This is a genomic window from Stanieria cyanosphaera PCC 7437 (genome assembly GCF_000317575.1).
GTDB lineage: Bacteria > Cyanobacteriota > Cyanobacteriia > Cyanobacteriales > Xenococcaceae > Stanieria > Stanieria cyanosphaera.
Window position 1 is genome coordinate 2,925,479 of sequence record NC_019748.1, and the last position, 13,074, is coordinate 2,938,552.

At 33.6% G+C, this 13,074-nt stretch carries 10 protein-coding genes; all 10 read left to right on the forward strand.

All coding sequences use genetic code 11. From position 1 onward, the window contains the following. Positions 1-3: 3 nt before the first annotated feature. Positions 4-2,172 carry a methyltransferase domain-containing protein gene (locus STA7437_RS12750; RefSeq protein ID WP_015193801.1) on the forward strand — a complete coding sequence of 723 codons (2,169 nt, stop codon included), beginning with the start codon at positions 4-6 and terminating at the stop codon, positions 2,170-2,172. Between the two features lie 141 nt (positions 2,173-2,313). Further along, the gene (locus STA7437_RS12755) at positions 2,314-3,003 is read left to right on the forward strand and encodes an acylneuraminate cytidylyltransferase family protein (RefSeq protein WP_015193802.1); all 690 of its coding nucleotides are present in this window, start codon (positions 2,314-2,316) and stop codon (positions 3,001-3,003) included. After that, complete coding sequence (locus STA7437_RS12760) at positions 2,993-5,239, forward strand: N-acetylneuraminate synthase family protein (RefSeq protein WP_015193803.1); 2,247 nt, start codon at positions 2,993-2,995, stop codon at positions 5,237-5,239. Before STA7437_RS12755 ends, STA7437_RS12760 begins: the two co-directional genes overlap by 11 nt. Positions 5,240-5,274: 35 nt before the next feature. Further along, entirely contained in the window at positions 5,275-6,063 is a 789-nt protein-coding gene (locus STA7437_RS12765) for a hypothetical protein (protein WP_015193804.1), read from the forward strand. A gap of 123 nt (positions 6,064-6,186) precedes the next feature. Next, the gene (locus tag STA7437_RS12770) at positions 6,187-7,134 is read left to right on the forward strand and encodes a glycosyltransferase family 2 protein (RefSeq protein ID WP_171815454.1); all 948 of its coding nucleotides are present in this window, start codon (positions 6,187-6,189) and stop codon (positions 7,132-7,134) included. A 107-nt stretch (positions 7,135-7,241) separates the two neighbouring features. Beyond that, entirely contained in the window at positions 7,242-8,462 is a 1,221-nt protein-coding gene (locus STA7437_RS12775) for a glycosyltransferase family 4 protein (protein ID WP_015193806.1), read from the forward strand. A 77-nt stretch (positions 8,463-8,539) separates the two neighbouring features. Beyond that, complete coding sequence (locus STA7437_RS12780; RefSeq protein ID WP_015193807.1) at positions 8,540-9,712, forward strand: glycosyltransferase family protein; 1,173 nt, start codon at positions 8,540-8,542, stop codon at positions 9,710-9,712. A gap of 42 nt (positions 9,713-9,754) precedes the next feature. Beyond that, positions 9,755-11,029, forward strand: a complete 1,275-nt coding sequence (locus STA7437_RS12785; RefSeq protein WP_216087043.1) for a glycosyltransferase family 4 protein — start codon at positions 9,755-9,757, stop codon at positions 11,027-11,029. After that, positions 11,026-11,961, forward strand: coding sequence for a glycosyltransferase (locus tag STA7437_RS12790; protein ID WP_015193809.1), 936 nt, complete (start codon positions 11,026-11,028; stop codon positions 11,959-11,961). The genes STA7437_RS12785 and STA7437_RS12790 overlap by 4 nt, the downstream gene beginning before the upstream one ends. 11 nt (positions 11,962-11,972) lie before the next feature. Next, a complete protein-coding gene (locus STA7437_RS12795) occupies positions 11,973-12,947 on the forward strand; it encodes a glycosyl transferase (RefSeq protein WP_015193810.1) in 975 nt (324 codons plus the stop codon). Positions 12,948-13,074: the final 127 nt, after the last annotated feature.

Consider the following 13,074-nt stretch of genomic DNA (forward strand, 5'->3'; position numbering starts at 1 on the left):
GATATGCAACTGAATAATATTAAATGCGATCGCTCTTACCGAGACCAAGCTACAATTCACCATTGCAGTTTATGTGGTTCAAGCAATCATAGTCTACTATTCGATAAAGGACGACACAATCAAGTAGTTCACAACTATATATGTAATAATTGTGGCTTTGTATTTGTTTTGCCTCGACCTTCTGCTAAAAAACATCAAGACTTGTATCAAGAAGATCAATTTTTCAATACAGAAACAAATTTATCAGCACCTGATGACGCTAAATTTGCTGCTTGCGAACTTGTCGCTCAATCTAGACTCAAAATTCTAGAGCGTGAGTTAGGAGAATTTTTGTGGTCTAAAGAAACCTCCAAATCTATTTTAGAAGTTGGTTGTGGTACTGGTGATTTTCTGCGATTGATGCGAGGCTGTGGCTGGAATGTCCTTGGACTTGAGCCAGATGTTAATTATACTGAAGCCGTTAAAAAAAGATACAATTTATCGATTGATAATCAATTTGTCGAACAGTTTTATACGGAAAAAAGATTTAATTTAATCTGTAGTTTTGACGTAATCGAACACATTGAAGAGCCTAATGTTTTTCTAGCTAACATTTATAGGCTTTTAGATGACCAAGGTTATCTTTATTTGGAATGTCCCAGTATAGATCGTTGGTATGGCGAAACCATTGACTTCTTTTTCAGGGACGTTCATATCAATACGTTTTCTCAAAAAACTCTAAAAGCATTTCTGGCTAAAAATCAATTTCAGTTGATATCTTCTGGTTGGAATAGTCATGGTTTATGGGTTATTGCTCAAAAAACTAATAAAAAAAATCTTCTAGTCGAGTGGGATGATCCACAACGCATACATCAGATAATTCAACAAGCAAGTTTTCCCATCAAAGCTGCAAAAAATAATCGCTTGATAACTCGAACATCATCTATTATCACTAGAAGTATTAACCTAATTAAAACTAAACCATTACAAATTCCTATTAAAGTCAGTAACAAAATTAAGAATCGTTTCCATTTTGACAGTGCTTTTAATACTTCAGGAGATCGCTTACTTAATGCAGAAGAAGTTGCTATTAAACCTTCACTACCTAATACTAGTAGCTTAAGAGTAGTTCATGTAGGAATACATCAAAATACTGACAATGGAGGAGATACTTTACTATTTCCTGCCATTAGATGGCTATGGCAAAATCATCTTGCTCCAACTCATTTTACTTTATCTCCTTTGCGAGGAGAAGTAACACAAAAAACTATTGATGAGATTAATCAACACGATGCTTTAATTATTGGAGGAGGAGGACTCTTTTTATCTGATACTAATCCTAATGGTTTTTCAGGTTGGCAGTGGGCTTGTTCTACTGAATTATTAGATAAAATTAAAGTACCAATTATTTTATTTGCTGTTGGTTACAATCAATTTCGTGGACAATCAAAATTTAAACCGGTTTTTACAGAAAACTTGCGTAAGCTAGTTGAAAAAAGTGCTTTTATTGGCTTAAGAAATTATGGTAGTATTGAAGCTCTTAAACAATATTTACCAGAATATTTACATCATAAACTAATCTTTCAACCTTGTCCTACGACTTTACTAAGTCGCTTTTATCCCGATATTCCATTTCAAACTGAAAACACAGAAAAAATTGTATCTGTTAATATTGCCTTTGATCGTCATCACCTTCGTTTTGGTCATCGAGAAGATGAAATTCTTTGGAATATAGCTGATAGTCTGTTGTTATTACAAGAAAAAGGGTGGAAACCTGTTTTATTTAATCATTCTAGCCATGATCGAGATGCTTATTTATGGTTCAAAGCTAGAGGACTTCGTCTTGATGAAGCTCGACTATTTTGTGTTCCACCCCAAACTGTAATTCAAGAATATTCTCAAGTTTCTTTAGCTTTAGGAATGCGTGGTCATGCTCAAATGATTCCCTTTGGATTAAACTGTCCAATTCTGAGTTTAATTACTCATGATAAACTGGGCTTTTTCTTAGATGATATTGGACATAATGAGTGGGGTATAGATTTACAACAGGAAAATGTCAAAAATAATTTGACTGCTAAAATTAATTACTTTATCAATCATCAAAATGATGTTAATTTACAACTTCAGCAAGCACAAGAAAAGCTATGGCAAATTACGCAACAAAACATAGAGAAAATTAAAAAAAGCTTGTAATATACTTTCAAAATCAATAATTACTACTAAACAAGCATTACTAAATAATCATGTGACTTTAGCAGAAGATTATTTTAAAGAATTGCGCTATGAACCAGCTAATTAAAGATTAATTATTATCTTAGAATTAATTCATTACCAATGTCCATAATTGCTCTCATCCCTGCGCGCGGTGGTTCTAAAGGTTTACCTGGTAAAAATATTCGGAATTTAAGTAACAAACCTTTAATTGCTCATTCGATTATTGACGCCAAAGAAGCAGAATTTATAGACAAAGTATATGTCTCTACAGATGATTCTGAAATAGCGGAAATTTCTAGAGAATATGGTGCAGAAATAATTAATCGCCCTGATGAATTAGCGGGAGATACTGTTTCTTCTGAATCAGCTTTAAGCCATGCAGTTGAGCAAATTGAATCTACTGGTGTGGCTATAGATTTGGTGGTGTTTCTCCAATGTACTTCCCCGATTAGAACTGGAATAGATCTTGACAATGCCATTAAAAAAGTTAAAACAGAAGGTGCAGATTCTTTGTTATCTGTTTCTCCTTCTCATAGATTTTTATGGCAAGAAGTTGACGGTATAGCTCAATCAATTAACTATGACTATCGTTGTCGTCCACGTCGACAAGATATGCAACCACAATATGTTGAAAATGGCTCTATTTATATTTTTAAACCTTGGGTATTGAAGCAATTCAACAATCGTTTAGGTGGTAAAATTGCTCTTTTTCCTATGATTGAAGCAGCCAGTTGGGAAATAGATTCTATTTTTGATTTTGAAATTGCCGAATCTTTACTGAACAAGCAGGTGACAGTAAATGCTGATTGATAGAAATATTGCTAAATATATTGTCTTTGCTGAAGATAGTATTATTAATGCTTTAAAAAAGATTAGCGACAATAAAAGTAAAGTTATTTTTTCTGTAACCGAATCTGGCAGACTGGAAGGAGTAATGACCGATGGTGACTTTCGTCGTTGGTTAGTGACTCAAAATACTATCGATCTCAATCAGTCAGTTGCTAAAGTTGCCAACAAAAACTTTAAATATGCTTTTGATGGAGACGAACCAGAAAAGATTCAATCTTACTTATCTGACAAAATTGAGTTTGTTCCCCTGATTGATAAAAATCATCATCTAGTTGCTGTTGCGAGAAAACGGTCTAATGTTATTCAAATTGGGGACTTTACTATTGATGTTGAATCTCCTAGCTTTATTATTGCAGAGATTGGCAACAACCATAACGGTAGTTTAGAGTTGGCGCGTCAACTAATTGATGCAGCAGTATTATCTGGTGCAAACTGTGCCAAATTTCAACTACGGGATTTAAGTTGTCTCTATGCTAATGCAGGGAATGCTAACGATGTAAAAGAAGATTTAGGCTCTCAATATACTTTAGATTTGCTATCCCGTTTCCAATTGAGTCCAGAGGAAATGTTTACCGCTTTTGACTATTGTAAAGAGCAAGGTATTTTACCTTTGTGTACTCCTTGGGATGAGAATAGTTTAAGTCTTTTGGAAGGATATGGAATGCCTGCTTATAAAGTTGCTTCAGCAGATTTTACTAATCATGACTTTTTAAAAGTGTTGGCAACCACAGGGAAACCTTTAATCTGTTCGACAGGAATGTCCACAGAAGCTGAAATTGTGGAAACAGTTAGTTTGTTGCAGAGTTTAGGGGCGATTTATGTGTTATTACACTGCAATTCTACTTATCCAGCACCTTTTAAAGATATTAATTTAGCTTACCTAGACCGACTAAAAGAGCTAGGAGACTGTCCTGTAGGCTATTCTGGTCATGAAAGAGATATTAACGTGGCGATCGCATCTATCGCCAAAGGTGCAAAAGTAATTGAAAAACACTTTACCCTAGATAAATCGATGGAGGGTAACGATCATAAAGTTAGTTTGTTACCTGAAGAATTTCAGGCGATGGTAGAAGGAATACGCCAGGTGGAAGCTGCGCTTGGTAACAATAGCGATCGCCGTTTGAGTCAAGGGGAATTAATGAACCGTGAAACCCTGGCAAAAAGCTTAGTGATTAATTGTAATCTACAACCAGGAGACGTAATTACTGAAGCTATGATTGAGGTTAAAAGTCCAGGTAAAGGATTGCAACCCAATCGCAAGGGTGAATTAATCGGTAAAAAAGCCAAAAGAGCGTTTCAACCAGGAGACTTCTTTTTTCCTAGCGATTTAGAAAGAGAACGTATTTTAGCGCGTCCCTATCAGTTTAAACGTCCTTGGGGCATACCAGTTCGCTATCACGACTTTAAAACGATTTTGGCTAAAACCAATCCCGATTTATTAGAATTTCACCTCAGCTATAAAGACTTAGAACAAGATATTAAACAATACTTTGATCGCGTTTACGATTTAGATTTAGTTGTACACAGTCCCGAATTATTTGCAGGGGATGTAGTTTTAGACTTATGTTCTACCGATCAAGATTACCGTCAACATTCAATCAAAGAATTACAAAGAGTAATTGATTTGACGCGATCGCTAAAACCCTATTTTAGTAAAGCAACTCGACCCTGTATTGTTACTAATGTAGGTGGCTTTAGTGAAGACAAGCCGTTACCAAGTTCGCACAAAACCGAGTTATACGAATTGCTGATTGATAGCCTTTCGGTTTTAGATCAAGATGAAGTAGAAATTATTCCTCAAACTATGCCACCTTTTCCTTGGCATTTTGGCGGACAACGCTACCATAACTTATTTGTTGCTCCTCAAGATACAGTTGAATTTTGCCAAGCACAAAACTATCGTATCTGTTTAGATGTTTCCCACTCTAAACTTGCTTGTAACCATCATAAATGGTCTTTTAAAGAATTTGTCGAACAAGTAGGAATTTATACTGCACATCTTCATATTGCTGATGCAGAAGGTGTGGATGGTGAAGGATTACAAGTCGGTGAAGGTGAGATTGACTTTTCTGCTTTAGCGAAAGACTTGGCAGAAGTTGCACATTTAGCTTCTTTTATTCCAGAAATTTGGCAAGGACATAAAAATGATGGTGAAGGGTTTTGGAATGCGTTGGAACGTTTAGAAGCAATTTTTTAGTTGAATAAATAATATTAGAAGATGCGAGCAGGATTATGACCAAAAATGACATCATTATTCTAGGTAGTGGAATGTCTATTCTAGATTTATCCGCAGCAGAAATTGAATACATTAATCAATGTTCCGTCAGAATCGCTGTTAACAAATTTATGGCTTTTTATAAAAAAGTCAACATTATGCCTACCCACGTTTATTATGTTGATGCTTATGAGAAGTCAGTAGTTTTATTTTTACAACATATATTTAATGTTTGTAGAAAAGATAAACTGGAGAACTTAACATTTATTTTGGGCAAACACCTCAATCAAAAAAAAGTTATTTCTAATTTGCTATATTTTTATCTTAAAAAAAACTATCTTAAATTTAAAAAAATTGATAATGTCAATCTTTTTTTAGTACCTAAAAATTGTTTTTTTGAGTTTATTTCTCATCAAGATTGGTTACATGGTAATGAATGGAGTCATACTTTGAAGCAACCTTTATTTCATTATCGGGGCAGTCTTAGCACAGTACTTAATTATGTTTCAATTAAGTATCCAAATCATCCAATTAAATTAGTCGGGGTAGATTTTAATTCTCCTGATTACTTTTTCCAAAAAGAATTAGAAAAACTCAATTTCGCTTGGCAAGATTGGACTACTCCTATTATACAAAAAGAAAAAAATCATTTTAGTGCTATTCCCTATGAAGGTACAACTATTTTTGATAAATTCGAGTTTATTATTGAAAACCTTCACAAATCTGGTAATGAAATTTTTAGTTGTAATCCTAATGGTTTATTAGTAAGTAAAAACTTAGTTAAATATAATAAAATTATTTCTTAAATTATTAATATAAAGATTATGGATTATAAGTATAAAAAACAAAAGATATCAGTTTGTAAAAACTATGTATTTCCTAAAATTTCTCCATTGATAGAAACTAGTGAACGGCCATTTTGGTCAGTAATGATTACTAGTTATAAACGTACAGAATATTTAGAGCAAGCTATTAGAAGCGTTTTAAGCCAAAATATTGGTGAACAGGAAATGCAAATAGAAGTTGTAGATGATTGTTCTCCACTAGAAAGTGGACAAAAAATTGCGCAAATTGTCCAAGAAGTTGGTAAAGGTAGAGTTACTTTTTATCATCAACCTCAAAATGTTGGTATCTATAATAACTGGAATACCTGCATTAATCGCGCTCGTGGTCGCTGGATTCATATTTTGAGCGATGATGACCTAGTTATGCCTAATTTTTATCAAGCTTATCGACAACAGATAGAAGCAAATCAATGCTCTATGGTTATAGGGCAGTCAGTTTCCATCAATCAACAAGAGCAATGGCTCGGTATTTCTAAATCGCTTCAAGCCTATGAAGGTTTACTAGATAATGCCCTCAAAAAACTTTCTCGGGATAATCCCATTAGAACGCCAGCAATAATTGTAGCTCGTGAAGCTTATGAACAAGTTGGAGGATTTACTGATTCTCTTGTGTATGCTCCAGATTGGGAAATGTGGACTAGACTAGCTGCTAATTTTAATGTGGCTTATGTTAAAAGACCTTATAGTCAATTTCGTTGTCATACTGGCTCAGAAACTAACAAATTAGTTCTTACTGCTACTTCAGTTGCCGATAGTTTAGCAGCATCACAAATCATTCAATTAAGATTTGATAATTTTCAAGACCGCCAAGAAATTAAACTTTCGGTCAATAAATGGCTTAGTAATGAAAGTCGTTATCTTAGTAATAAATTTGCCAGTGAAGGATACTATTATTCTGCTTGGATTCATGCACTTTGGGTATTGCGATTAACCCCTTCTATTTCATCTTTAAAAAATATAATAAATGTTTTTTTGAAAATGCTTAAGTCATTATTAATAAAGTTATTTCATTCTCTGAAATTTCAATATTAGTTAAGCATTAAAACTAATTTATAACAATATTATTCGGCTCTAAAATTGATCGACATTGAGTAAGTATTATAGAAAAATTTTTACAAAGTTTATTAAAACAGACATATATGAAAGTTTTACACATTAATCAATCTGATATATCTGGTGGAGCAGCGATCGCAGGATATCGACTACATCAAAGTTTATTAAATAGCAGTATTGATTCTCGTTTACTAGTAGGTAGCGCTAAAATTCAAACCGATCGCATAGCTAAAGTTAAACGCAAATATCCTCTAGAAAATAAATTGTTTCGTTTGTCTAAATGTTTAGGAGTTAATTACCTCAACCTTGTTAGTACCTTTGATATAACCAAACACAAGTTTTATCAAGAAACTGACATTTTAAACTTTCATAATCTCCATACTGGATATTTTAACTATCTCGCAATTCCAGCTTTAACCAAAGATAAACCTGCTGTTTATACTCTCCATGATATGTGGAGCTTTACTGGTCATTGTGCCTATAGTTACGATTGCGATCGCTGGAAACAAGGTTGTGGCAAATGTCCAGATCTTAATACTTATCCTGCTGTTACAAGAGATAGTACTTCTTGGGAATGGAAGTTAAAAGATTGGGTTTATAGTCATTCTAATTTAGCTATAGTTACTCTAAGTAATTGGCTGACTAAGCAAGTACAACAAAGTATGCTGAGTCGATTTCCGATTCATCATATTCCTAATGGAATTGATACAGAAGCTTATCAACCGATTGAGGCAGAAAAATGTCGTTTTATTCTAAATATCCCTCAACATAAAAAAGTTTTAATGTTTGGTGCTGATAATGTTAAAGATTCTCGTAAAGGGGGAGATTTATTAGCTAAAGCTTTATCTGATTTACCAGAATCTCTAAAAGCAGAAACTATCTTACTAACTTTTGGTTACGGTGGTGAAACTATTGGTAATCTGGTTGGAATTAAAACTCTAAATCTAGGATATATTGACAGCGATCGCATTAAATCTATTGCCTACTCTGCTGCGGATTTATTTGTGTTTCCTACCCGTGCTGATAACCTACCTTTAGTATTACAAGAAAGCATGGCTTGTGGTACACCAATGGTATCTTTCAAGATTGGCGGTGTTCCCGATTTAGTGCGTCATAATATTACAGGTTATTTAGCTACTCCTGAAAACTCTCAAGATTTTTGTCAGGGAATTATTCAGCTTTTAGAAGATAATCAACTAAGAAAAAAGATGAGTGAAAATTGTCGCGATATTGCACTTCAAGAATATTCTTCAGAGTTGCAAGTCCAACGCTATATCAAGCTATATAAAGAACGATTATCTAATTAAATTTGTTATTCTAATGAATTTGAATAATTAAGTTTATCTTAAAAGCGAGAAGAACAATAATTTTTAAACATAATCATATGTCAGAAATTTCAAATCCACACATTCTTTTTATCTCTAGACAACCGCCTCGACAAGGAACAGGAAGTCACATTATTATTGAACGCCATCTAAAACGACTAGAAGATTCAAATTGGAAAATATCTATTGTAGCCCCAGAAAATACTTTAGCTAAGGTGAAACTGCCTAATACCTGGAATGTTATTTCTCTACCTAAACGGCGATGGTGGTGGCCTGCCTTTAGAAAACATCTTCCCTTATCACTTAAAATACGTATTCATTGTTGGGAATGGGAATGTAAAAATAACTTGAAAAACACAAAAATCTCAGCTATCTTAGCAGATTACTGGGACGACTATTCTTTACTAGCAGCTTTTTTATCTAAAAAATGGAATATTCCTCTTTCTTTGATTATTCATGATCAACCTGAATTATGGGCCGCATCTAAAAAACAAGAGCTAGAAATTGCAAAACGTACCAAACTGGTCATAAATCAAGCTCAAAGAATTTGGTGTGTTTCACAAGAATTAGCTGATGCTTACCGATTAAACCTCAACCCTAAAACTCGAATTCTTCTTCCTATTTCTAATGGTAACTTTTTAGGATTATGTGCAGAAAAACAACCTTCTAATCTTAACAAAGAATTTGTCATTGCTCACGCTGGAAGCTTACATCCATTTCAATATGAAAATTTCAAACAAATAGCTCTATGTTTACAGAAAATTAATGGAGTTTTTTTGCTGATTGCTGAACAAGAAAATCCTACTGTCAAAAAACTACAACAACAGTTTGACAATATCAAACATTATCCAACATTTAAAAGCAACACTGAAGTAATGTCGTTTTTAGCAAAAAATGCTCATTGTCTATTAGTTTCTTATTCTTTTGATCTCAATCAGCAACCATGGGCAGCAACTAGCTTTCCTAGTAAACTAGTTGAATTTGCTCATTTAAAAATACCAATATTAATTTTAGCTCCACTTAATACAGCTATTTCCAATTGGGCAATAAATAACAATTGGTTAGGCTATGTCAGTAGTCTAGAAGAGACAGAATTAATAGATATTTTAAATAAAATAAAAGATGAAGAAACCTGGCTTAAAATGGCAAAACAATCGACGAGGCTAGCTCTAACGAAATTTAATCCCGATTTAATCCAAGCTCAATTTCAATCAGAAATAGCTATTATATGACACCAATAATAACTACTAACCTGGTAAGATTTAATTTTTTAAATGAATATGAAAATAGCATTTATTAGTTATGAATATCCTCCAGACACAGCTTGTGGAGGAATTGCCACCTACGTCAGGCAAGCTGTTAGTATGCTATCTAACAAAGGTCATTATATAGAAGTCTTTTCAGGCAGTTTTAATGAAAATAAAATCCAAAAAGATAATCAAGTAATTATTCATCGTATTAAAGCTAGTAAAAGACAAGAATTTACGAAACAAGTAGGAACAATTTTTGCTCAAAGATACCAGCAAATTAAGTTTGATGTTTTGGAAGCTCCAGAAATTGGTGCTGAAGCAGCAGAAGCAATTAAATTAGTTCCAGAAATACCATTAGTAGTTAAATTACATACTCCATCTTATGTTCTTCAGGAGCTTTTTTATACCCCACCCTCTTTTCAAATGAAACTACGTCGCTATTTTGGCGCATTGCGAAGAGGCAATATTCCTAAACCTTTTCACAATTATTCTTATAATCCTGACAACGATCTTGAAAGAATATATACTTTAAAAGCTGATGAAATAACTGCGCCTTCATTAGCAATTGCTAACAAATTAAATATTGATTGGCAAGTAGATAAACAAAAAGTAATTCATTTACCCAATCCTTATATTCCTTCGCAAAAACTGCTAGATATTCCGATAAAAACTCAAACTAATATAATTACTTTTATTGGTAGATTAGAAATTCGCAAAGGAATTCTAGATTTAGCCAAAGCTATTCCTTTAATTCTTAACAAAGAACCCAAAACTAAATTTCGCTTTGTCGGTTCATCATTACCTTCACCGAATCCTAAATTAGATATGCATCAATATCTAGAAAAAAAACTAAAACTTTTTCTTCCTTCTTTAGAATTTATTGGAAATTTACCACTAGAAAAAATTCCTTCGATTTTAGCAGAAACTGACATTTGTGTTTTTCCAAGTATTTGGGAGAATTTTCCTTATGTATGTCTAGAAGCTATGTCTGCTGGCAGAGGAATTGTTGGTAGTAGTGCAGGAGGAATGGCAGAATTATTAGACGGAGGAAAAGTAGGAAAGTTAGTACCGCCAAAAAGTCCTAAAAGTATCGCTAAAGCTGTTATTGAATTACTACAAAATCCTGAAGAGAGAATGAAATTAGGAGAAGCAGCCAGACAAAGAGTTTTGAGTCAATATAATCTGGAGAGAATTGGAGCTTTACAAGAAGCAAGCTATTTAAGGGCTATAGAAAAAAGACAAGCTTTAGGAGCAAGAAATATTGCAGAATTACCTCAACCAATATATATACAAACATGAAAACTATTCTCAGTATTATTATTTGTACCCATAATCCACGCTCTGAATATCTCGACAAAGTATTAACTTCTCTAAAATCCCAAACATTGCCTCAGTCTCAATGGGAATTAATTTTGATAGATAATAGTAGTGAAAAAATCTTAGCATCAGAAATAGATTTAAGTTGGCATTCTTTCAGTCGTCATGTAAGAGAAGAAAAACTTGGCTTAACTAATGCTAGATTACGAGCATTTCAAGAAGCAAACGCAGACATCTTAGTTTTTGTCGATGACGATAATATACTTGATCGCAACTATCTTAAAAATACAATAGAAATTTTGGAACGAAATCCTAATTTAGGAGCAATTGGAGGTAAATCTTTACCAGAATTTGAAATACAACCAGAATCTTGGTTTTCGGCTCTTGGAGTTCCTCTTGGGTTGCGAGATTTAGGACATGAGGTTAAGGTTGCTTATTGGGATCAAGAAACTTCTCGTAACTATCCTGCTTTTGCCCCTATTGGCGCAGGTTTAGTTATTCGTAAACCAGCAGCACAGATATATGCACAAAGAATTGCTAATAACAACGTAAGATTGGCTTTAGGACGTACTGGCAAACAATTAACATCAGGAGAAGATAACGATATTGTCTTGACTCTTTTAGATGCTGGCTATGGCGTAGGCTATTTTCCTGAGTTAGAGTTGATTCATTTAATTCCTGCTAGACGTTTAACTCAAAAATATTTAGCACGTTTAAACCGAGCTTCCTCTCGTTCTTGGGTTCAGGTTTTGGATGTACATGGTATTAGACTTTGGAAAAAAATTCCTCGATGGACTGTATTTTTAAGACAAATTAAAGCCTTTTTTTGCTATCAACCTTGGACAAGTCCTGCTGCTTATATAGGTTGGCAGGGTGCTTGCGGAAAATTAGAAGGACAAGCTGATTTACTTTAGTAATTTTTAAGATGGTTAATACTAGCTTTAGTAACCCGAAACAACTAGCAAAATACCTTAATTTAGGTAAGATTGTTTATAGCTTTTACTATGCACCAAAAAGCTTTTTACAAAAATGTCTGCGGATTGGTCTTATCAATATGGCAATTGACCACATTGAAAAACTGCGGATGGAGCAAGCTGCTTACCACTTACCTACAATTCCTACCTATTCTTCACCCTCAACCCCATTAGAAATTTACTTTTTAAGTGGAAAAAAATTTTGGTATCAAACTTGTTTTTGTGCTTATTCTATGGTGCAACAAAGCAAGCTTAATATACGTCCAGTAGTTTATGATGATGGTACTTTAAAACCAAAATATATCAAAGAAATTAAGCGAATTTTTCCCAACGCCAAAATTGTTCTGGTTAAGGAAATAGAAGCATATTTAGAAAAGCATTTACCAATAAATAAATTTCCTTATCTAAGAGAACGTCGTCTTAACTATCCAAATCTACGAAAACTAACAGATATTCATATTGGTTCTCGTGGTTGGAAATTAGTTCTTGATTCAGATATGCTCTTTTTTCGATCTCCTACTTTGCTCTTGAATTGGTTACAATCTCCTCATCAACCCTGCTATATGGTCGATACAGAAACTTCCTATGGATATTCTGAAATTTTGATGCGTTCCTTAGCTGGAACAGAGATACCCGAACGATTAAATGTCGGTATTTGTGGTTTAAAAAGTGATGATATAGATTGGGAACAATTAGAGTTTTGGTGTCGAACAACTGTTGAAAAAGAAGGTAGGCACTACTATCAAGAACAAGCTCTAATCGCAATGTTACTGGCTAATCAAAATTGTTTGGTTGCTCCTGAAGAAGATTATATAGTTATGCCTAATCAAGAAGAAGGAATTAATCCTAAAGCTGTACTGCATCATTATGTAGCTGATTCTAAGCCTTGGTATTTTCGTTATGGTTGGAAACTAATGTTTATTTGAAGACAGTAATTGTAGATAAACACTTTACTTTGTCATTAATTATTTAGTTACAGTTGATTTCTTAAACATCCAATAAAGTTTTAATTCAATTATTATTGTCTTTCTAATTTATTCATCTTACGTAGCT